Source organism: Bacillus sp. JJ783, assembly GCF_036963225.1.
GTDB lineage: Bacteria > Bacillota > Bacilli > Bacillales > Bacillaceae_G > Bacillus_A > Bacillus_A cereus_U.
Genome location: NZ_JBALMG010000003.1, coordinates 52,164 through 75,245, shown reverse-complemented (window position 1 = coordinate 75,245; position 23,082 = coordinate 52,164). Strand labels below are relative to the sequence as shown.

Genomic DNA, 23,082 nt, shown 5'->3' with positions numbered 1-23,082 from the left:
ATTCCTTTCAAAAAAAGAGATGTCCTAAATTAGGACATCTCTTTCTATAATAAGGGTGATAATAACCGATACGTCGATTCAACAATCCGCCTATGAAGACGTCTCTTATGAAATCGGTCAACATGAATTTCACTTGATTCTTCTAAATCGTCTTTAAAATCTTGAACGAGCTTTCGAATGCTATCTGTATCATATAAAAAGGCATTTACTTCAAAGTTTAAATGAAAACTTCTCATATCCATATTAGCTGTCCCAATTGATGCGAGATCAGAATCCACGATAACGACTTTACTATGAAGAAAACCTTTTTCATATTCATATATTTTTACTCCTGCATCTAATAACTCCGGAAAGTACGATCTTGATGCATAAAAGACAGTGCGCTTATCCGGCTTACTTGGCATTAACAAACGAACATCAATACCAGCAAGTGCAGCTACTTTTAATGCAGATAAAATATCATCATCTGGAATAAAGTATGGTGTTGCAATCCAAATCGATTTCCTAGCTGAAGCAATCATTGCAAAATATAAATGTTTAATTGTTTCCCATTTATTATCTGGTCCACCTCCAACAAGTTGGACGCCGCCCCAATGATCACCCTCAACTGCTTCCGCTTGTAAATATTCAGGTGCTAATACCGCCTCACCAGTCATATAAAACCAGTCTTGAAGGAAAATCAGCTGTAAACTTTGAACTGCTTCACCGCGTAAATATAAATGCGTGTCTCGCCAAAAACCGAAATATTTATCCTTCCCTAAATACTCATCACCAATATTTAATCCACCTACAAACCCTTCATTTCCATCTATAATAACGATTTTTCGGTGGTTCCGATAATTAATTTTATCGTTTAAAATCGGAAAACGCACAGGGAAAAATGGAATCATTTCTACTCCTGCATCATTCAATTCTTCAATATACGAATTTGATAATTTAAAGCTTCCAACCGCGTCGTATAAAAAACGAACGACAACGCCTTCTTTTGATTTTTTTATTAAAATATCTTTAATTTCTGTACCGAGCTTGTCATCACGCACAATGTAATACTCCATATGAATGTGGTGTTTCGCTCGATTTAACCCATCTAAAATTGCCTGAAACGTTTCGTCTCCATTTGTTAATGTCCTCGTTTCAGTTTGAAATGAAATATTTAAAGCACCGAGTCGATCTGCTAAACGAAATAACAATTCTTGATGCTTATGATCTCGTAAAATCCGTTCTTCGTAATCTTCGTGTCCCTTATATTGTAAAAACGCCTGTTCATCGAGTAATGCCTTCTTTTGGAACATTCTTTTTCTGCGAAAGTTTTGTCCAAATAAAAGATAAGCAAAGAAACCGAACACTGGAAAAATACCTAGTACGATTAACCACGTAAGTGTTTTTGACGGATGGCGGTTTTCTAAGAAAATAACACATCCAATTAAAAATGCGGAAACCGTAAATAAAATACTAATAATACCTAAAATCGAAACATCCTTTATCCCCATGACATCCGAATAAAATGCTACATCAATAAACATGCGTAATGAAACAAATAATGCGAACAGTAGTAGAAAAAAGAAAAGTAGTTTTAGTGTATTTTTCATCTCTTACCCCCTAAATAAGAAACCCTTCCTATTCTTCATAAAAAAAGCCGATTTCATACTATAGAAATCGGCCTACATTTTAGGAGGGAAATTGTTGCGAATTGTCTCAAGCGCACGCTCTTTCACAACCTGTTTCCCATACTCACTTACACGGTGAATCGTTAAAGTAGATTCTTCTCCATATTCTAAAACAATACTTAAAATACGATCAATCTCTTCTTCATCATGTAGCACTTCATCAAATTCCACATATACATAATATCGGTCCTCAAATGAATGCAATTCATCTTTTATATCTTCAAAGATAAGACGATGACTTAATGAAATGACATCTTCAAAATCATTAAACTTAATTAAAAAGCCAAACGTACCATCTTCATTAAAGTTTGTTCCTACTTGTTCTTCTACCTCTTCCACTAATTCTTGCTGGAATAATGATTCGATGCCTTCATCTAGAGGAATGTCTATAATTTTATCCACACCTATTGGTAGTTCCAGCTTTTGTCCATCCTTTGAAAGCTCCGCTTTCGTTACAAGTACTTCAATCCCCTTATCGACTGCTTGCACTTGAATCCATAACGGTCCATCGACAAAGAAATCATCATGATCACGAGCTTCGTCCATCATCTCCCAAAAGAGCTCTTCACTTCGTTCGCGATCATACCAAATTTCTTCACGGTTAAACCCTCTGTCCTCTATATCAATGTACGTAATAAAAAATTTCATCGTATGGTCATTAATTCTTTCAATATCCAAAATACAACTCTCCCTTCCTGCTCAGAATTATTATGAAGGGATTCCCCACTCATATGACAAAACAATAGATTCTTGTACTCTCATTTTATGATAAGATTCTCCAGAATGGAAATAAAATCGATTTATTTTACAAAAATAGTTATATACCTATCTGTATTCGATCGTTTACATAAAGTGAAACATTAATCAGGATTTTTTTCATCCTCCACTGATTATTAGCTCGCACTAATCGGGATAAATATACCATTATACCAATTCACTGTTCACAAAAAATTTGGACATACATTCCCATATTCCCCCGTACACTGTAATAAAGTGAAACTTCTATTATAGGTGATTATTTTGTCCCCGGGGGGCGCGGGATCAAAACTAGACAAACTTTCTTCACCACATACATATATTTCGCTTATTAAAACATCATAAATGGAGGCAGACGAATGGACTTAGAGTTTTTAACATCTGTACTAATGATTGTCGGTATCGATGTTGTACTAGGTGGCGATAACGCAATTGTCATCGCACTAGCTAGCCGAAATTTACCTGAAGCAAAACGAAATAAAGCCATTTTGATTGGTACTATTTTAGCAATTGTGCTACGAATTCTCCTCACAATACTAGCTGTCTATTTACTTGATATCCCATTTTTACAACTCATCGGCGGAATCTTACTCACATTAATTGCGGTAAATTTACTCACTGATAATAACAACGATCTTTCTTCTATCAAAGGAAAAACAACTTTATTTCAAGCTGTGCGTACAATTGTATTCGCGGATCTCGTTATGGGGTTTGACAATGTTATTGCCATTGCAGGAGCAGCTCACGGAAGACTTTCACTCGTAATTATCGGTTTATTAATTTCTATCCCGATTATCATTTGGGGAAGCAAACTTATTTTAATACTCATGGAACGCTTTCCATTTCTCATTTATTGCGGAGCAGCAGTTCTCGCCTATACAGCAGGAAAAATGATTACACATGAAGACAGACTTGCAACGTTTTTTCATCATAATCCTAGTTTTACCGCAAGTATCCCTTATTTGTTCATTTTCACGATTTTATGCATAGGCTTTATCGTTCAACAAGTGCGATTACGTAATGTTAAACAGTAAAAAAAAACCTTCTACTCTATAATAGGTAGAAGGTTTTCATATTATTATAATTAATTTACAAGACGCTGTGCTTCACGTAATTGGAACGTTCTTACTGTACGTGGTAAGAAACGACGGATTTCGTCTTCGTTGTAACCTACTTGAAGGCGTTTTTCGTCAATCATAATTGGACGACGTAAAATACCTGGATAGTCACGAATCATCTTATATAAATCTTGAAGTGGTAAAGACTCTAAGTTCACATTCAATTCTTGGAAAACTTTTGAACGAGTAGAAATAATCTCATCCGTTCCGCTTTCTGTCATACGTAAAATCTCTTTAATCTCATCAATCGTTAATGGATCTGAGAAAATATTACGTTCTGTATAAGGAATATGATTTTCCTCTAGCCATAATTTCGCCTTTCTACAAGACGTACAGCTTGGAGAACTATATAATGTTACCATACAAAGCTCACTCTCCTTAAAGAGTACAAATTCTGTACTAATTACAGTTTAAATTTCTAACTTCCGCAATTTTTCGCGATAACTTGTCTTATAGCAAAGTAAAAAATCGCAATTCATGTAAGCAACAACAATTACTTTTAATAAGTAACTTCTATAATCATTATACAATAGTTTTTGCAAGAAATATACAGTGAATTTACTGCTAGTTGAGAAAAATTATCCGTGTACTCCACTGCTATGTAACATGATTACACTCATTAAAACTGTCCTTTAACAACGGCCTTCAACCCTTTTGATACTTGCTTTCTACAATAATTTTCACTTGATATACAATTACAGTTTCATAATCTTCCCCATTACAAAGAGAACGTTTTCTTACCTTTTCCCGACAAAACCATTGAGAAATGTAAGACTCTAAAGATTAGAAACAAAAAGAACACTTGTTCTCATTTTAACAAATCTCCCCGCTCTTGTCTATATGCTTTCTAAAGTAAATCGAATATTTTTCTGACATTTCTTTCTTTTTTACCATTTATCTCATACAATAAAAATAAAGACAGGCAAAGGGGGAATGTGCATATGATCGCTTTTTTTACTGATTTTATCATTGTTGCTATCCTAATCATCGGAATAACAGCATTGATTGGTGTCATTACAAATAGCATCGGTGAAAAACTCTTTGGTGGGAAAGAAAAAATGAAGTTTGTTAACAAAAGTTTAGATGTACAATCTGGCTGGAACCAAGTTGGCGGAAAAGGCATTTATAAAAAACGTACGTACTAAAAAAAGCAGGTAATCACCTGCTTTTTTTGTTATTTCTCTACTGATGCCCATTTGAAGCTTACTTCGCCACCATACTTATGGTTGTACATATCTTTAATTGTTTCTCTTTGTAAATATGCTCTACCACGTTGATATACTGGAACAATCGCAGCATCATCAAGTAACATTTTTTCTGCTTCTAATAAGTTTTTCCAGCGAGCATTTACATCGCTTCCGTCTTTTTTCGCTTTCATAATAATCTCATCGTACTTCGGATTAGAATACTTCATTTTGTTTTGCGCTCCATCAGTTACAAACATATCAAGATATGTAACTGGATCCGGGAAGTCTGCACTCCATCCAGAGAATGACATTACATAATCGCCAGCATCTTCTAATTTTAGTTTTTGCGCGAATGGTTGTTGTTTAATTTTCACTGTTAATCCTGGTAAATTCTTTTCTAACTCACCTTTTAAATATTCACCAGTTTTCTTCGATAATTCAACATCTTCATTTAATAACTCTAATTCAATTTCGTTTTTACCAAGCTCTTTTTTACCAGCTTCCCAATACTTTTTCGCTTCTTTTACATTTGGTTTTACAATATCTCCATTTTCAGCACGGAAATCTTGTTTATCCGGTCCTTTAATGAAATTGTCAGGAATTAATCCCGTCGCTGGCTTAGAACCGTTATTTAATAATGTATCAACGAATGGTTTACGGTCAAAACCAAGAGAAATTGCTTTACGAATATTTTTATTTGCTAAAGCTGGGTCTTTTTGATTTAAGCGAAGGAAGAATACAGAAGTATCTTCTACCGTTTTGAAATCTGGTTTTCCTTTATATTTATCGATGAACTCTGCTAATAACGTCGCTCGATCGACTGCGTTTGTTTCATATAAATTAATTGGCGTAGATGTATCTTTTACAATATTAAAGTTTACTTCCTCAAGCTTCACTTCTTTATTGTCCCAATATGATGGGCTCTTTGTCATTTTGAAGCTACGTTCATGTTGCCAATCACTTAATGTAAATGGTCCGTTATAAAGTGTTGTATTTGCTTCTAAACCAAACTTCACACCTTGCTCTTTCACATACTTTTCATTAACAGGATAGAAGATCGGATAGACCATTAAATCAACAAGATATGGAATAGAATTATCCAATTCCACTTCTAATGTATGATCATCAATCGCTTTCACGCCTAATTGATCTGGACTCATCTCTTTTTTATTAATTTTCTCAGCATTTTTTATATCGTACATAATGTACGCCGATTTCGCAGCTGTATCTGGATTAATCGCTCTTTGCCATGCATACACGAAATCTTTCGCCGTTACAGGGTCACCATTTGACCATTTTGCATCTTCACGTAATTTAAATGTATACTTTTTACCGTCCTCTGACTTTTGGAATTCTTTCGCTACACCTGGAACTAACTTATCATCTTTTCCAAGACGGTATAGTCCTTCCATCGTGTTGTTCATTACTTTCGAAGAAACTGCATCAGCTGATAAAGCTGGGTCCATCGTTGGAATTTCTTGTGTTTCAATTAAGTTAATAACTTGCTTCGCACCGCTGTTCCCGCTATCCCCTTTTGCGTTCGCTTGCGGCTCATCCTTATCATAACTACATGCCCCTAAAATCATGCTCATTGCTACTGTTGATGCTACAAAAACTGGTATCTTTTTTTTCATACTTCCACCCCTCCAAAAAAATGTTAGCCCTTTCATTTTCAAACAGAAAGAAATATATATATGTTCTAATAATTCATATTATACACACAAATATATTCTTTGTATATTTATATTTCTATTTTATTAAAATTTTCTGTTAACGTTTAGTATATTTGTAAACGTTTCATACTGCGTATTTATTGAGCTAAAGTGTTAAAAATATCAAATTTTATACTTTTCTAAATTATCAGAGAAAAACAAATTTTATATCCTATAATATCTTACGTATAATTATTCTTCCTTTTTTGTCATAAAATGAAGGTTTATTCATATTGAAAATATGTAGGCTAAAATAAGTGCAAAGGATATGAAAGTGTGTTACGATACACTTTGCTAAAAATAGATATCGGTAAAGAGGGGACGGACATGACAGCAATTCGCTCAAAAAACGGGCCAACAGAGAAATTAAGTTTATTCTTATTAACATGGCCTATTTTTCTAGAAGTTTTTCTTTTTATGCTGATGGGGATCGCTGATACTTTCATGTTAAGTGCATTATCAGACGATGCTGTATCTGGGGTTGGTGCAGCGAATCAATACCTTCATATCGCGATTTTAGTACTAGAAGTCATCGGGAATGGTGCAGCTATCGTTGTATCCCAATACCTCGGTTCTAAACGCTTTATGGAAGCATCAAAAATATCAGCATTAGCAGTAACATTAAATTTAGGAGTCGGGCTCGTTATAAGCGCCGGTTTTCTTTTATTCTCAAAACATATGATGATGGCAATGAACTTACAAGGCGATGTATTAACGTATGCACAAAGCTATCTATCCATCGTCGGAGGAGCTATTTTCCTTCAAGCTATTATTAACTCATTAGCCGCAATTATCCGCGTTCACGGCTTTACAAAGCAAGCGATGTTTGTTTCGCTTGGAATGAATATTATTCATATCGCCGGAAACTACGTACTTATTTTCGGGAAATTCGGTTTCCCTGAACTTGGTGTGCAAGGGGCTGCTATTTCTTCTGCTGTCAGCCGGTTAATCGCACTTATCGTTTTCTTCTGGTTACTGTATCGCGTTATGGAATACCGTGTGAAATTACAATATTACTTCACTTTATCAAAAGAATACGTTGGCAAAATTTTAAAGATCGGCATTCCATCGGCATTCGAGCAAGTCATGTATCAAGCTTGTCAAATTGTCTTCTTATATTACGCAACATACTTAGGTACGGAATCATTAGCTGCAAGACAATACGCTACTAACATTTCCATGTTCACTTATTTATTCGCCATTGCTATCGGTATGGGAACAGCTATTATCGTTGGACGCCTAGTTGGCGGAAATGAAAAAGATGAAGCGTACACACGTGTCTGGAAAAGTGTACAATGGGCGATTGGTGTAACTCTATTTATGGTCATTCTCGTTGTTACATTCCGAACACAATTAATGGGACTATTTACGGATAATCCACATATTATCTCTCTAGGAGCAAGCGTTCTTTTACTAAGTGTACTACTGGAAACAGGACGGACGATGAACATCGTCATCATTAATTCACTTCGTGCGGCTGGAGATGCCAAATATCCTGTTTTAATCGGAGCATTCTCCATGGTGTTAATGAGCTTACCACTCGGTTACTTTTTCACCTTCCATTTAGATATGGGTCTCGTTGGTATTTGGCTAGCGATTGCTATCGATGAATGGACGCGGGCGATTATTATGTTCTTCCGATGGAGAAGTAGATCGTGGGAAAGTTATGCACTTGTTAAACCTGATGAGCAAGATGAGAGCGTTTCTGTTCAAGCGCAATAAAATAAAAGTGTTTCTAAATGAAGAAAAGGCGGCTGATTTCAGTCGCCTTTTTCTTCATTCTCGGAAACTCTTACTTCGCTGTCTTTAAACAGAAAAAGAACTTGGATAAAATCGCTTTATACTAACTTAAGTTTAACTAGTATAAAAAAATAAAGCCATCCTTCTGTAATAGAAGAATGGCTCTACTTTTTTATTGATAGATTTCTTTATATTTCTTATACTCTGCTTCAGAACATAATACAAAATGTCCTGGGCGAATTTCGCGCATTGTTGGCACTTCACTACCATAATCATGCTGCGATGGGTCGTATACGATACGTTTACGATTGCGCTCATAATCTGGATCTGGAAGTGGAATTGCTGATAGTAGTGATTTTGTATATGGATGCATTGGATTCGCATATAACTCTTCACTTGTTGTCAGCTCAACGATTTGACCGCGGTACATTACACCAATGCGATCACTAATGTATTTTACCATCGATAAATCATGGGCGATGAATAAGTATGTTAAACCTTTTTCTCTTTGTAACTGTTTCAGTAAGTTTACAACTTGCGCCTGAATCGATACGTCAAGTGCTGAGATTGGTTCATCAGCAATGATAAATTCAGGTTCTACAGCTAGCGCACGAGCGATACCGATACGTTGACGTTGTCCGCCTGAGAATTCATGCGGGAAACGATTCGCGTGCTCTTTATTTAAACCAACTGTATTTAACAGCTCGTGAACACGGTCCATACGCTCTTTTTTACCCTTTGCTAGTCCGTGAATATCAATACCTTCTGCGATAATATCCCCTACTGTCATACGAGGATTTAATGATGCATATGGATCTTGGAAAATCATTTGCATTTTACGGTTGAACTTCTTAAGTTCTGCGCGTGATTTTTTCCCATGTACATTTTCACCATCGAACAACACTTCACCGGCAGTTGCATCGTATAAACGAATGATCGTTCTTCCAGTTGTTGACTTACCACAACCAGATTCTCCTACAAGTCCAAATGTTTCACCGCGGTAAATATCAAATGAAATATCATTAACTGCTTTAACAACACCACCACTCACATCAAAGTGTTGTTTCACATTTTTTACTTCAATTAATTTCTCACGTTGTTTAGTCATGTTGTTCACCTGCTTTCATTTGAAGAATACGTTTTTCAACAACTGCTGGTGGTTTTACTTCTGGCGCTTGCTCATGAAGTAACCAAGTTGCCGCATAATGTGTATCACTTACTTTAAATAAAGGTGGTTCCATTTCAAAATCAATTTTCAGTGCCTGTGGGTTACGTGGTGCAAAAGCATCACCCTTTGGCGGTTTTAATAAGTCTGGAGGCGTTCCTGGAATCGCATATAGCTCGTCCTCTGAACCATCTAAGCTTGGCATAGATGCGATTAAGCCCCATGTGTATGGATGTTGTGGATTGTAGAAAATTTCATCAACAGTTCCAATTTCAACAACTTTACCAGCGTACATAACTGCAACTCGGTCTGCAACGTTTGCCACTACACCTAAGTCATGCGTAATGAAAATGATTGCTGCTTCTGTTTTTTGCTGAATGTCCTTCATAAGCTCTAAAATTTGCGCCTGAATTGTAACGTCTAGAGCCGTTGTCGGCTCATCGGCAATTAATAATTTCGGATTACAAGCTAACGCCATAGCAATAACTACACGCTGTCTCATACCACCTGAGAATTGGTGAGGATATTGTTTTAAACGAGCTTCTGGATTTGGAATACCTACAAGGTCAATTAATTCTAAAGCGACTTTACGTGCATCCGCTTTACTCATCCCTTGGTGTTTAATAAGACCTTCCATAATCTGATTACCAATTGTCATCGTTGGATTTAACGATGTCATTGGATCTTGGAAAATCATCGCAATATCTTTACCGCGTACTTGCTGCATTTCTTTTTCCGTTAATTTCGTTAAATCACGACCGTCAAATACAATCTCTCCATTTTTAATACGGCCTGGAGGATTCGGGATTAATCCCATTAGCGCTTTAGAAGTAACTGATTTCCCAGAACCAGACTCTCCTACAATCGCTAATGTTTCCCCTTTTTTCAAATCAAAAGTAACTCCGCGCACTGCTTGTACTTCACCTGCATGTGTATCAAAGGAGACTTGTAAATCTTTTACCTCTAACAATGTTTTCATTTTTACTTCTCCCTCCTCGTTTACTTACGCATTTTTGGATCTAACGCATCGCGTAATCCATCTGCCATTAAGTTGAATGCTAGAATTAACATACTGATGACAACCGCAGGGATGAACATCATGTGTGGATACGTTTGAATTGATTTATATCCATCATTTACAAGAGAACCAAGTGATGCGAATGGTGGCTGAATTCCTAAACCGATGAAGCTTAAGAATGCCTCACCAAACACCGCTGATGGAATTGTAAACATTGTCATTACGATAATTGGTCCCATAACGTTTGGAATTAAGTGTTTCACAATTAATTGTGTATTTGTTGCACCTAATGTACGAGATGCTAATACATATTCTTGGTTTTTTAATTTTAGGATCTGTCCACGAACGATACGCGACATCCCTATCCAACCTGTAATTGCCATCGCAAGTGTAATCGACCAAATACCTGATCCCATAATGATTACCATTAAAATAACGATGATTAAGTATGGAATACCATTAATAATCTCCATAATACGTTGCATAATATTATCTACTCTACCGCCGTAGAATGCTGAAATACCCCCGTATGCAACCCCAATTACTAGGTCAATTGCTGCTGCTAAAAGAGCGATATATAATGATACGCGTGTACCTTCCCATGTTCTTGTCCATAAGTCACGGCCAAGATCATCTGTACCAAACCAGAAGTACTCTTTAATATCACGTTTTTCATATTGGTCAACACCATATTGATCTGTGCCGTCAAATGGTAACCAATGAATATTTTCAATCACTGGAATTTTCGGTGGCATTTTCGCACGACCTAAATCCTGCTCTTTATAAGAATGTTTACTTACCATCGGTCCAAAAATTGCTAGTAGTACAATAATGCTCAATAATACTAAACCCAACATCGCGCCTTTATGTTGGAACAAGCGTCTTCGTACATCTTGCCAAAACGTTAAGCTTGGACGGGCAATGACTTCATTATCAACATTATTTTGATTGGCTTGTTGAAATAAATCTGGAGATAATTTTTGTACATCTTTCATCATTTTTTCCCTCCCGCTAAACGAATACGAGGATCAATAATTCCGTATAAAATATCGACAATGAAAATAACTAAGATGAAGATCGCACTATAGAAAATTGTAGTTCCCATAATAACTGTATAGTCATTCACTGTAATAGATTTAACGAACTGTTCCCCAAGTCCTGGTACAGCATAAATTTGCTCGATAACAAGTGTTCCTGTAATTAATGCAGCAACCATTGGTCCTAAAATTGTTACAACTGGAATTAACGCGTTACGAAGTGCGTGTTTGACAATGATAACGCCTTGACTAATTCCTTTTGCTTTCGCTGTTAAAATATAATCAGACTGCATAACTTCAATTAATTCTGCACGAGAGAAACGTGCGATTGTTGCGATAACTCCCATCGATAATGCAATTGTAGGCATTACTGTAAACTCTGGTCCTTTCCAGAACGCTACTGGGAACCAGCCAAGTTTTACCCCTACGAAATATTGTAGTAATGCGGCGAATACGAACGATGGTACCGACATCCCGAGTACCGAAATAACTGTTGCACTATAATCGACCCATGTATTATTACGAAGTGCCGCAACAATTCCTAAAAGTAAACCGATAAATGTTCCTAATATAATCGCTTGTAAACCAAGTTGTGCTGATGGTCCAATGCGATCCACAATCATGTCTGTTACTGGGCGATTATCATATTGGAATGATACCCCTAAATCACCTTGCGCTAAGTTACCTAAGTAACGTGCATATTGAACTGGTACTGGATCATTTAAACCATATTTTTCAAGAATGATTTCTTTTTGTGCCGGTGATAGTTTCTCCTGGTTTTTAAGTGGAGAACCCGGTAGTAATTTCATCAAAAAGAAAGTCAGTGTAGTAATTAAAAATAATGTCAAAGCCATGTACACGAAACGTTTTAATACATAACGTCCCATAGTCAAGCACCTCCCCGTTTTTCTCAAAAGCAATAAGATAGTTTGAAATATTCTTACTTTTATTTTTTTAAAATAAGAGCACATGCCCATCATAGGCATATACCCTTATTCATGATGGAAACCATTTTTAGTTTTTGAGTTCAACCCACTTATAGCTAAATTCTCCGCCATATTTATGTTCTAATAGGCCTGTAATTGAACTACGTTGTAAATATGCCTTTCCAGGTTGATATACTGGAGCAATCGCTGCATCTTCAAGCAGTTGTTGTTCTGCTTTTAATAGAGCATCCCAACGAGCTTGTACATCTACTTCTGTTTTGGCTTTCTTAATTAGTGCATCATAAGCTGGATTTGCGTAATTCACTTTATTTTGTGAATTGCCTGTTGTATACATTTCAAGGAATGACATTGGATCCATATAATCTGGACTCCATCCCGCATATGACATCGCATAATCTCCACTTGCTTCAAGTTTTAATTTTTGTGCAAATGGCTGCATTTTTGTTGAAACTGTTAAACCTGGTAAGTTCTTTTCGAATTGTCCCTTTAAATACTCTCCGATTTTTTTGGCATCATCAGTATCAAAGTTTAATAACTCTAACTCTACTTTGTCTACACCAAGTTCTTTTTTACCAGCTTCCCAATATTTTTGAGCTTCTTTAACATCCTCTTTTATAAGCTTTCCGTTCTCTTCACGGAAGTCTTTTCCGTTAGGTCCTTTTGCCAAACCTTTCGGAACAAAACCATACATTCCTTCTGAACCATCGTTTAAGATAACTTTTCCGATATTTTCACGTTCAAAGGACATCGCAATTGCTTTTCGGATATTTTTATTTGCTAAAAATTTATTTTTTTCATTTAAACGAATGAATTGTGTAGATGGTCTCTTAATTGTTTTAAAATCAGCATCTGATTTGTATTTATCTACAAATTCTGATGTTAATACTACACGATCAATCGCTTTCGTTTCATATAAATTTATAGCAGTTGAACGATCCTTAACAATATTGAAGTTTATCTCCTCAAGCTTCACTTCTTTATTTTCCCAATACGTTGGATTTTTCTTAAGGTGGAAACTTTGTTCATGTTTCCATTCATTTAAAACGAATGGGCCATTATAAAGTGTCGTATTGGATTCTAATCCAAATTTTGTTCCTTGTTCTTTTACAAACTTCTCATTCAAAGGATAAAATGTTGGATAGACTGTTAAACTTACAAAATAAGGAACAGGGTTATCTAATTCCACTTCAAGTGTGTGATCATCAATTGCTTTTACACCAAGTTCCTCAACTGGTAATTCTTTTTTATTAATTTTCTCTGCATTTTTCACATCAAATAGTATGTAAGCAAATTTGGCACCCGTATTTGAATCAACAGCTCTTCTCCAAGAATAAACGAAGTCTTTCGCTGTTACAGGTTCACCATTCGACCATTTCGCATCTTCACGTAATTTAAATACATACTTTTTGCCATCTTCTGATTTCTCAGAAGATTTAGCGACTCCCGGAACAAGTTTATCGTCTTTCCCCAGACGATACAATCCTTCCATTGTGTTATTCATGATGTTAGAAGATGCTGCATCCGTTGATAACGTCGTATCCATTGTTGGTATTTCAGCAGTTTCTGTTAGATTCAATACTTGCTTATTTGAAGTACTGGATCCTTTCGCGCTTGCCTTATTATCATCTTTTTGATAACTACAGGCTCCTAGCACACTTACTGTCAACGTCGATGCAAGCAATAGCGGTATCTTTTTCTTCATGTTGTGTTGCCTCCCCTAATTGCACTTCCTGTACCCTCACTTGTAGAAAAGTAGAATTGAAAGAATAATCTCCAAGTTTCTACAATTTTCATTATACATATAATTAGACGATTGTGAATATAGTTTTTTATTTTTTTGTTAAAATTTTTAATAAAATGTTTATATTTTTAATTTTTCGTAAAGGGATAGGTTAACATTGCTACCATCATCTTGAAATTAGAACCACAATTGCGTATAATTTTCAAAAAATTATTTATATTACTTATTATAGCTTTTATAGTATAATAATTCTAGTAATATTTTGACGGAGGGGAATATTTTGAATAAAGTTTTTTTTCATACTTGTATACTATTTTTGGTTGCGATAATCGCTTCTAGTGTGGGCGCATTCCTCGTTTCATCTCAGTTTTTGTTGAATTTTGTCAACATCTCATTCTATATTGCATTGATTTTTATTCTTATAGGTGGTTTTTTATTCATATTTCAAAATGGATTTTTTAACGTAACAATTTACGCATTCCAAAGAGTATTTGGTACGAATAAAAAAATTGACTCTTTAATTGAAGAAGCAGAGGAACCTATCGATAAGAAAGAACGTATTTATAAAACATATTCATTCAAATGGACGTATCCGATTTGTATTACCGGTATCGTACTTGGGTTGTTCTCGATCCTCATTAGCGTTACTATTTTGATGTAGTTTGCAAACACTGCTCCATATGATATAATAATCAGCAAAACATTTTGTTATAAAACTTTAGTTCTTTCATATTAAAAGGACTCAGTTAACAATAAATTTATATGTATGCGATGATAAAGAAGAGTACATATTGGGGCAATTTCAGAGAGCTTGTGGCTGGTGTGAACAAGTAATTGTACAATATGGAATGGGCTTTTGAGCACCAAACCGAACCGAAAGTAGTAGGCTTTGGCGTTATATCCAGACGTTATTATGGATCTTGAGAGATTTCACAGCTGTGAAATAATTAGGGTGGTACCGCGGTCCATTCGTCCCTATGTAATTTGGGATGAATGGGCTTTTTTGTATGCCTTCTCTTCCCCATTGCACATTCAATTTTAGGAGGAATTACTTATGTCAGTTATCTTTTCTGGTATTCAGCCAAGCGGAACAATTACACTTGGAAACTATTTAGGAGCTATGAAGCAATTTACAGAGCTTCAAAACGAACACGACTGTTATTTCTGTATTGTAAACCAACATGCGATTACAGTACCTCAAGACCCTGTAGGGCTTCGCAAAAACATCCGCAGTCTTGCTGCGCTATACGTTGCATGCGGCATCGATCCTGAAAAAGCTACTTTATTTGTACAATCAGAAGTACCAGCACACGCTCAACTAGGATGGATTATGCAATCCGTTGCTTACGTTGGAGAATTAGAACGTATGACACAATATAAAGACAAAGCTTCAGGAAGAGATTCAGTTCCAGCTGGATTACTTACATATCCACCATTAATGGCTGCTGATATTTTACTTTACAACACAGAAATCGTGCCTGTTGGTGATGACCAAAAGCAACATATGGAATTAACACGTGATCTAGCAGAGCGTTTCAACAAACGCTTCCGTGAAGTGTTCACAGTTCCTGAAATTCGTATTCCAAAAGTAGGAGCTCGCGTTATGTCATTAACAGAACCTACGAAAAAAATGAGTAAATCTGATCCAAATCCAAAATCAATGATCAGTATGCTTGATGAGCCAAAAACAATCGAAAAGAAAATAAAAAGTGCCGTAACTGACTCTGAAGGCATCGTTAAATTTGATAAAGAGAACAAACCTGGAATCTCTAACTTATTAACAATTTACTCTTCATTCTCAGGAAAAACAGTAGAAGAAATAGAAGCAATGTACGAAGGAAAAGGATACGGCGACTTCAAAGGTGACCTAGCACAAGTAGTCGTAGAAGCAATTCGTCCAATCCAAGACAAATATAACGAACTAATCAACTCCCCAGAACTAGACGAAATTCTAGACAAAGGTGCCGAAAAAGCAAACCGTGTTGCATTCAAACAACTACGCAAAGTAGAAAACGCAATGGGACTAAGCAGAAAACGTAGGTAACATAAAAAGCGGAAGCGGCTCGTTCAGCTCTGACTGGCTAAGGTTCTTTCGCATAAAAGGCGCTTTTTGCCTTCTTATGCGGAAGGTTCTTAGACACGAAGAGCTTGCCGCTGGAGCTGGATTTATTTATAAAGCGAAGGGCTAGGAGCCGGAGCTGGATTCCACATAAAGCGGAAGCGGCTCGCTCAGAATATGAGGAGGATGGAGCTCCTGACGTAGAGGCGCTTTTTGCCTCGCAGGAAGGCGCGAAGCCACCGAACATTCTTGCCACCTCCATAAAAAAAACCGCCAATTGGCGGTTTTTTTAATTTACCTTCTGCTCATTTTCCATTTCCCATAACTTTTCAAAAAACGGCTGTCCTTTTACAAGGCGCTCACATAATTGCTCGTGCTTCTCAGACCATCCAGTTTTCGCTTCATCATAAAGTTTAGCCCAAACATCTTCAAACTCCATATGTTGGACCATTCCATACGCTGATGGATCCCACTCTGTGAACCAATAGCGAATTTCAGCTGGATTTTTCGTTGTATGTAATTGATCTAACGCCATAAATAATAATTGTTTTAGCTGTCTTTCTTTACGAGTCAGGCCATTCATAATGAACGGTGATGGTGATAAAATATGATGTTCTTTTTCAATCTCTTCTACTTGGAACTCATACTTTTCTGCTTGCACACTTTCTACCATCTCATATACCATCTGCTCTTGACGAGGTATAAGCCTACTTTTTCTAATTGGCACATTATAGCCGATTGAATCAATCGCAATAATTCCTTTTCCATCTGTAACTACAAAACAATATTCTTGTTGCAAACGTTCGTGATTTTTACGAATATAAGCCTTATGATATACGTCTTCCAATAATTTTTGCGGAAGCTCTAATAATTCGTTCTCGATGTAATGATATAATGTGGCATCTACTTTTAATAATGGCACTTGATCTAATAGCTCAATCGTATCATCTTTCCGCCATTCGTAAAAATGACAAACGTTATACCCATTCTCTTCACCTTCAAACCAATTTACCCATACATCATGTAGATATAACATTCACTACCCCTCACTTCACTACTGTTTGTACCAATCATTATGTTCATTTTTGCTTAACTTTATTCCACTTAAGGAAATATATTCTAATTATTATTTTTTCTTCTATAATATAAAAAAACAGGAGGTAACGCTCCTGTTTTTTTTATGAAACATGAAATGTATTTGCTTTATTCAATATTTCTTTCGCATCTATAGATAATAAAGACAGTGTATTTTCTCCTTCAAATGCTACACAGTCTTTCACGATATGAAATCCAAGTGCATAGCCAAGCATTTTCGGATACGAGTGCAGTCCATTTAATAAAACATCATGCTCCCTCGTACCTCTCTTTACATCTATTCGTTCTTGTATTGAATTTCTCCAATAATAAATAGCATCTTCTTTTGAAATATAAGTAGTCCATGGTGCACATCTTTTTTCTGTATACCTTTCATACACAGCTTGCTCAGCTAACCCTTCCATAATCATCGTATCAAGTAATGTATACTCTGTTTCCTTCGTCTCAATTTGATGTAATCTACATATATGGTGGTATTCATGCGTTAATAAAGCTTTTAATTCCTCTACTGAATTACGTCCACATACGAATAAGAAAATAACGTGACGCATAGATAAACCAGCCTTCCCGTTATATTCCTCTTGTACCGTTCGATTATATGAATCTGATAATAAAATAAAGATAGGGACATCTGGACCTTTTAGCCAACTTTTCAATTTTTCATACTCCATGCTAAGTTCTTTCCAAATTTCTTTCTTCTCTAACTCTTTAATTTCCTGCTCCCCCCGCATTACTGGGCGATACATACCTTTAGAGATTAAAAAACGATACAGCCTCTCTTTTGGCAATGGAATATACTTTGTAAATTTCTCACAAAGCTTTTCTGGGCGTCCATAATACAGATGTAACCATTCTGCCGTTTCAACAACCCCCACCCTTCATCCCTCCTTTTCTTATGTATATGCAAAAAAAGAAAGGAACGTAAAGGTGATAAAAAATAAATAAGGTGTCTTTTCGTAGTACTTTACGAAAAGACACCTTATTGTACATATTACTTATATGCTTTAAATACTAATACTGCGTTATGACCACCGAATCCTAATGAATTACTTAATACAGCCCGCACTTCTTGATGTCTCGCTGTATTTGGTACGTAATCTAAATCACATTCTGGATCTGGTGTTTCATAGTTAATCGTCGGAGGAATTACTCCGTCTGTAATTGATTTAATAGAGAAGATCGCTTCAACAGCACCAGCTGCTCCTAATAAATGACCTGTCATTGATTTCGTTGAGCTAATCGCTACTTTATATGCATGCTCACCGAAAGTTTCTTTAATTGCCATCGTTTCATACTTTTCATTTGCATCCGTACTTGTACCATGCGCATTAATGTAATCAATATCTTCTGGCTCTAGACCTGCATCAGCTAAAGCTTGACGCATCGCACGAACTCCGCCTTCACCGCCAGGAGCAGGCATTGTAATATGGAACGCATCACCAGTTGCACCATAACCAGCAATTTCCGCATAAATGTGAGCACCACGTGCTAATGCGTGCTCTAATTCTTCAAGAATAAGAATTCCTGATCCTTCACCCATTACGAAACCACTACGGTTTTTATCAAATGGGCGGCAAGCCGTTGCTGGATCTTCATTGAATGTTAATGCTTTCGCTGAACTAAACCCAGCGAATGCCATGCTTGTTAACGGCGCTTCTGCTCCGCCTGTTATCATCGCATCAGCATCACCGCGCTGGATTACTTTAAACGCATCACCAATTGAGTTTGCTCCAGATGCACAAGCTGTTACAGAGCAAGTATTAATTCCTTTCGCTCCTGTAGCGATTGACACTTGACCTGCTGCCATATCTGGAATCATCATTGGTACGAAGAATGGGCTCACGCGGCGCGGACCTTTTTCAGTAAAAATCTTAAATTGTTCTTCGTATGTTTCCATACCACCAATACCAGAACCAACCCATACACCAATGCGTGGTGCATTTTCTTCTGTAATTTCAAGCTTCGCATCTGCTACTGCCATTTTCGCTGCTGCTACTGCATATTGCGTAAAGCGGTCCATACGGCGCGCTTCTTTTTTATCTATATATTTTTCGACTTCAAAGTCATTAATTTCTGCTGCTACTTTTGCAGGAATTTGTTCTGAATCTATTCTTGTAAGTCGTCCGATTCCGGATACACCGTTTTTAATGTTTTCCCAAGCTGTTTCAACATCTGTTCCGATCGGTGTAACAGCTCCTAGCCCTGTAATTACGACCCTCTTTTTTTCCATACAATAATACACTCCTTTTTTTCTCTCAGTCCTTATTTACCCCAACGAAGAGCTACTGCTCCCCATGTTAACCCGCCGCCAAAACCGACTAGTATAATTAAATCACCATCTTGAATACGTCCATTTTGCAATTCCTCTACCATTGCAATTGGAATTGAAGAAGCCGATGTATTACCGAACTTTTCAATTGTCATACTCATTTTTTCTTTCGGTAAATTTAATCTTTCTCTTGCAGATTCCATAATACGAATATTCGCTTGATGTGGTACTAAGAAGTCCACATCCTCTTTCGTAAGTCCCGCTTTTTCTAACACGCGAAGACAGGAATCACCAAGTTGGCGAACAGCAAATTTAAAGACTTCTCTGCCGTTCATCATAACATACTCGTCTTGATAAAGATGCTTACCGCCACTTCCGTCCGCTCCTAATTCAAAGGAAAGTACACCTTTTCCTTCCGAAACAGCTCCCATTACGATAGCACCTGCTCCGTCCCCAAATAGTACTGCTGTATTTCGATCGTTCCAGTCTACAATTTTAGATAGTTTGTCACTACCAACTACTAATACATTTTTATAAGTTCCCGTTTGAATAAATTGCTGTGCTGTAATCATTCCGTACATAAAGCCAGCACATGCTGCACTTAAATCCATCGCGGCTGCGTGTTTTGCGCCAATTGCTTCTTGGATTACACAGGCTACTGCTGGGAATGCGCGATCTGGCGTTACTGTTGCCACTAAAATAAGATCGATATCCTCTCCGCTAATCCCTGCATCTTCAAGTGCTTTTTTAGAAGCCTCTACCGCCATATATGAAGTATCTATTGTATCATCGGCAATGCGTCTTTCTGCAATTCCCGTTCTCGTACGAATCCATTCATCAGATGTATCTACGATTTTCTCTAAATCGTGATTTGTGACTACTTTTTCTGGCACATATCTTCCGACCCCTAAAATGCCCACGTTCACATCGCAGCCCTCCATTTTATATCAATTATTATGACTTGGTACTAATTTTAAAACATAAATGTACTTTTGTCTAGAATATATTTCAGCTAAAAAATAGGACAGCGTATTAATAACTTTATTTTTCATTAAAAGAAACAGAAAAATTCCGGCCCTTTCAAAATACAAATTATTCCATACACTTACCCTTACTCCGCTCGATACTAAAAAAAGCCCCAACCGCTTCTATCCACGGTTCGAGCCTCTCTCCCATCAAAAAGAAGATTTTTTATTCTTTATCCGCTTTCCTTCAAAACTAAGGCGTTCTCCTTTAACCTCATCATCCCTCTGTTCTTACCTCGCTCGAGACTAAAAAAGGCCCTTACCGCTTCTACTCACGGCTCGAGCCCCTCTCCCCTCCCCAAAAGAAGGTTTTATTTTTCAGTTTTATTCTTTATCCGCTTTCCCAAGCTCATATGCTTCGCCCATTACTTTCATCAATAGCTCTAACACCGGCTGTGCTTTCTCCATATCAAGCGCAATTCCATTAGAATCTAAAATTGCCTTAGCTTCTGGTAAATGCTTCATTGCGATTTGTAAAAATTGCATACTTTTTTCGTTCATGTAATCTCTTCCTCTCCATTAAAGCTTTTCAATCAATTATCCATACAATAGTTTAACACGTGTGCTACCCTTCGTATAACTCTTTATATTTTTTCATATGTGCCAATTGTTTATTTAAACCGAATTCTACTGGTGTATTTTTTTGAATAGAAATAACCTCTACAGCTTCATCTCTTACTTCCACATTTTTTTTATTTACTTTATCATCTGCATGCAGCAAGGTCATACCTTTTTCCCATAACTCTTCTTTTCCGCTAAGTAAATTATATACACCGAGGTGCTTTACATTCATTCCATGTTCCCATAAATATTCACATACATCTTCAACGTAAAGTAAATCGCTTCCTATTTCTCCATTTATACAACGGCACTCTTTTTCATCAAGTTCTGATAAAATAAGCTGATGATACATCATAAACGACGGTTGCCACGGCCCATATAATGTAGGAACTCGATATGCACTATATTGTAATTCGCCTTTTTTCAACCCTTCTTCCACCTTCGAAAATAGACGTTTGTTTTCGGATTCTTCAGTGCTTCCTATTTCAATAGAAGAAATTAGATTTAACTTTACGTTATTTTTTTCACACATCCTTACGATTCGTTTTAAATATTGTAATATGACCCTTTCATTCCGAAATCCACTTTGCTGATTCGGCTCATACAAACAAAAATAAACTGTATCGAAACTCTCTTCCTCTACCGATCGCCATCCGTCTTCATCCCTTATAGAATAGTACGTAAATAACGCATTTCGCCCAATCAACAATAATTTCTCTTCATTAATTTTTGTCATACTATCAAATTCATCAAAATCAAGACCATACACTTCTATTTCTTCTGCAATCATTTTATTTACAAGGTGATAACCTACAAACGTAAGTGCACCTATAATCAGCACGCGTTTCATACCACCAACCCTTTCCCCTTGAAACAAATAGCTCCTCATTTATGTATATGGGAGCTTCACAATTCTTCTTCATATTTTTTAAAGAAATCAGTCGTTTGTCTAACCATTTTATATTTCACATCTTGCAGATGGAATAAAACAGAAGTATCGCATTGATTTAATTGCCTCATTTTCTCGTATTTACGTAACAATTGTTTTCTTCCTCTTTTTTCTTGTGTTGATACGAAAATTTTAACAGGTACACAAGACGGAAGAAGCGCAAATGATTTCTTATTTATTTTTGATTCTAATTCTTCTTCTTTGGAATCATACGCCAAACTTAATTCCTTCACTAATCTTTTGTAAAAAAACTTATGCTCTTTCTCAAACTCCACATATTCTGGTAAATCTAAACACGGATTTAACATAACGACCGAACGTATACATTCAGGGTACTTGTTCATCATCTCCAGTGCCACAAGTGCTCCCATACCATCTGCCATAATGTGCATTTTCGTATTCAATGTCTCTTTTCTTAGAACGACATCATACAAACGTTTTGCTAGACGAACAGCTCGGTCGTTCCCCCAATGCCTTCCGTATAAGTTAGACGAAAAGACTGTGTAACCTTTTTCAATAAGGCCCTGTAAAAAATAAGCTCTCCCTGCATGCTGTGTCCATAAACTTGTACCATTCTCAATAAAATAGTTATAATCTCCTAGGAGCATAACAGAAAATCCATTTGGCTTTTCCGGTAAATAAATTACACATGGTTCTTTTTCTAAGTAAAAAAAACGTTCTGTAATACTCATTTTTCCCCCGCCTTATTTTCTAAACGTATAAAAGTACTCTTTTATAATGTATGAACAGAATGCAAATTTGCGTTGAAAAATCTACAAATATTTTTCTATATTCTTTTTTCAATTGTGTTACAATAAGGACAGATTGAACGAATAGAGGTGTAAAATATGCGTTTCATTTGGGCATTAATTTGGTCGTTCGCGCTTGTACATATGATGAGCTACGTAATCGGCTCTATGACTGGCGGTACATACGATTTTAACCAAGCGTCTATTTTCTCAGTTGTTCTTGCGGTATTAGTATTAGCGATTGCAGCTGCGATTCCAAACGAGCCAGTAGAACAACACTAAAAAGA

The 23,082-nt window shown here is 36.5% G+C and carries 22 protein-coding genes, 1 pseudogene and 1 other annotated feature; of the genes and pseudogenes, 6 read left to right on the top strand and 17 right to left on the bottom strand.

The features are described 5' to 3' along the window. Positions 1 to 44 precede the first annotated feature (44 nt). Entirely contained in the window at positions 45 to 1,589 is a 1,545-nt protein-coding gene (locus tag V7038_RS00890; protein WP_002201375.1) for a cardiolipin synthase, read from the bottom strand. A gap of 72 nt (positions 1,590 to 1,661) precedes the next feature. Further along, the gene (gene mecA, locus V7038_RS00885) at positions 1,662 to 2,345 is read right to left on the bottom strand and encodes an adaptor protein MecA (protein WP_002201376.1); all 684 of its coding nucleotides are present in this window, start codon (positions 2,343 to 2,345) and stop codon (positions 1,662 to 1,664) included. 437 nt (positions 2,346 to 2,782) lie between these two features. Between mecA and V7038_RS00880 the strand changes: the two genes are divergently transcribed. After that, positions 2,783 to 3,457, top strand: a complete 675-nt coding sequence (locus tag V7038_RS00880) for a TerC family protein (RefSeq protein WP_002202770.1) — start codon at positions 2,783 to 2,785, stop codon at positions 3,455 to 3,457. 50 nt (positions 3,458 to 3,507) lie between these two features. Here V7038_RS00880 and spx read toward each other — a convergent pair whose 3' ends face one another. Continuing rightward, the gene (gene spx, locus V7038_RS00875) at positions 3,508 to 3,903 is read right to left on the bottom strand and encodes a transcriptional regulator Spx (protein WP_002011348.1); all 396 of its coding nucleotides are present in this window, start codon (positions 3,901 to 3,903) and stop codon (positions 3,508 to 3,510) included. A 579-nt stretch (positions 3,904 to 4,482) separates the two neighbouring features. Here spx and V7038_RS00870 point away from each other — a divergent pair. After that, positions 4,483 to 4,686, top strand: coding sequence for a hypothetical protein (locus tag V7038_RS00870; protein WP_070138922.1), 204 nt, complete (start codon positions 4,483 to 4,485; stop codon positions 4,684 to 4,686). 29 nt (positions 4,687 to 4,715) lie between these two features. Here the strand turns inward: V7038_RS00870 and V7038_RS00865 are convergent, their stop codons facing one another. Beyond that, entirely contained in the window at positions 4,716 to 6,362 is a 1,647-nt protein-coding gene (locus tag V7038_RS00865; protein WP_002202771.1) for a peptide ABC transporter substrate-binding protein, read from the bottom strand. A gap of 354 nt (positions 6,363 to 6,716) precedes the next feature. On the opposite strand from V7038_RS00865, the gene V7038_RS00860 reads away from it, so the two are divergent. Beyond that, on the top strand, positions 6,717 to 8,162 hold the full coding sequence (locus V7038_RS00860) for an MATE family efflux transporter (protein ID WP_070138921.1): 1,446 nt from the start codon (positions 6,717 to 6,719) through the stop codon (positions 8,160 to 8,162). Between the two features lie 190 nt (positions 8,163 to 8,352). Here V7038_RS00860 and V7038_RS00855 read toward each other — a convergent pair whose 3' ends face one another. From V7038_RS00855 to V7038_RS00830, 6 genes and pseudogenes are all read right to left on the bottom strand, one after another. Continuing rightward, positions 8,353 to 9,288 (bottom strand): ABC transporter ATP-binding protein, encoded by a 936-nt coding sequence (locus V7038_RS00855; RefSeq protein WP_002125930.1) that lies wholly within the window; start codon positions 9,286 to 9,288, stop codon positions 8,353 to 8,355. Further along, a complete protein-coding gene (locus tag V7038_RS00850) occupies positions 9,281 to 10,324 on the bottom strand; it encodes an ABC transporter ATP-binding protein (RefSeq protein ID WP_002125928.1) in 1,044 nt (347 codons plus the stop codon). The genes V7038_RS00855 and V7038_RS00850 overlap by 8 nt, the downstream gene beginning before the upstream one ends. Positions 10,325 to 10,344: 20 nt before the next feature. Then, positions 10,345 to 11,361, bottom strand: a complete 1,017-nt coding sequence (opp3C, locus tag V7038_RS00845) for an oligopeptide ABC transporter permease (protein WP_002202773.1) — start codon at positions 11,359 to 11,361, stop codon at positions 10,345 to 10,347. Next, entirely contained in the window at positions 11,358 to 12,287 is a 930-nt protein-coding gene (opp3b, locus tag V7038_RS00840) for an oligopeptide ABC transporter permease (protein ID WP_000534171.1), read from the bottom strand. Before opp3b ends, opp3C begins: the two co-directional genes overlap by 4 nt. A gap of 127 nt (positions 12,288 to 12,414) precedes the next feature. After that, a complete protein-coding gene (locus V7038_RS00835; RefSeq protein ID WP_002202774.1) occupies positions 12,415 to 14,049 on the bottom strand; it encodes a peptide ABC transporter substrate-binding protein in 1,635 nt (544 codons plus the stop codon). Next, positions 14,046 to 14,258: pseudogene (locus V7038_RS00830) on the bottom strand (hypothetical protein). The gene V7038_RS00835 and the pseudogene V7038_RS00830 overlap by 4 nt, the downstream one beginning before the upstream one ends. A gap of 110 nt (positions 14,259 to 14,368) precedes the next feature. Here V7038_RS00830 and V7038_RS00825 point away from each other — a divergent pair. Then, positions 14,369 to 14,749, top strand: coding sequence for a DUF3899 domain-containing protein (locus tag V7038_RS00825; protein ID WP_335468760.1), 381 nt, complete (start codon positions 14,369 to 14,371; stop codon positions 14,747 to 14,749). A gap of 101 nt (positions 14,750 to 14,850) precedes the next feature. Further along, positions 14,851 to 15,068 (top strand) — a binding site (T-box leader). Between the two features lie 74 nt (positions 15,069 to 15,142). Then, the gene (gene trpS / locus V7038_RS00820; RefSeq protein ID WP_002201379.1) at positions 15,143 to 16,132 is read left to right on the top strand and encodes a tryptophan--tRNA ligase; all 990 of its coding nucleotides are present in this window, start codon (positions 15,143 to 15,145) and stop codon (positions 16,130 to 16,132) included. A gap of 304 nt (positions 16,133 to 16,436) precedes the next feature. Here trpS and V7038_RS00815 read toward each other — a convergent pair whose 3' ends face one another. The 7 genes from V7038_RS00815 to V7038_RS00785 form a co-directional block, all read right to left on the bottom strand. After that, a complete protein-coding gene (locus V7038_RS00815; protein ID WP_002011326.1) occupies positions 16,437 to 17,183 on the bottom strand; it encodes a YjbA family protein in 747 nt (248 codons plus the stop codon). A gap of 142 nt (positions 17,184 to 17,325) precedes the next feature. Then, positions 17,326 to 18,117, bottom strand: coding sequence for a DUF2268 domain-containing protein (locus V7038_RS00810; RefSeq protein WP_002149838.1), 792 nt, complete (start codon positions 18,115 to 18,117; stop codon positions 17,326 to 17,328). 116 nt (positions 18,118 to 18,233) lie between these two features. Further along, positions 18,234 to 19,472 (bottom strand): beta-ketoacyl-ACP synthase II, encoded by a 1,239-nt coding sequence (gene fabF / locus V7038_RS00805; protein ID WP_002011323.1) that lies wholly within the window; start codon positions 19,470 to 19,472, stop codon positions 18,234 to 18,236. Positions 19,473 to 19,504: 32 nt separating this feature from the next. Further along, a complete protein-coding gene (gene fabH / locus V7038_RS00800; RefSeq protein WP_002149840.1) occupies positions 19,505 to 20,437 on the bottom strand; it encodes a beta-ketoacyl-ACP synthase III in 933 nt (310 codons plus the stop codon). 423 nt (positions 20,438 to 20,860) lie between these two features. Then, complete coding sequence (locus V7038_RS00795) at positions 20,861 to 21,037, bottom strand: ComZ family protein (protein ID WP_002011319.1); 177 nt, start codon at positions 21,035 to 21,037, stop codon at positions 20,861 to 20,863. Between the two features lie 64 nt (positions 21,038 to 21,101). Next, positions 21,102 to 21,974: an NAD-dependent epimerase/dehydratase family protein gene (locus V7038_RS00790; RefSeq protein WP_070146318.1), complete on the bottom strand. Its 873-nt coding sequence runs from the start codon at positions 21,972 to 21,974 to the stop codon at positions 21,102 to 21,104. Positions 21,975 to 22,003: 29 nt separating this feature from the next. Continuing rightward, positions 22,004 to 22,738, bottom strand: a complete 735-nt coding sequence (locus V7038_RS00785) for a hypothetical protein (RefSeq protein WP_002149846.1) — start codon at positions 22,736 to 22,738, stop codon at positions 22,004 to 22,006. A gap of 156 nt (positions 22,739 to 22,894) precedes the next feature. Here V7038_RS00785 and V7038_RS00780 point away from each other — a divergent pair, with 156 nt between their 5' ends. Next, positions 22,895 to 23,077: a YjzD family protein gene (locus V7038_RS00780; protein ID WP_001211111.1), complete on the top strand. Its 183-nt coding sequence runs from the start codon at positions 22,895 to 22,897 to the stop codon at positions 23,075 to 23,077. Positions 23,078 to 23,082 lie beyond the last annotated feature (5 nt).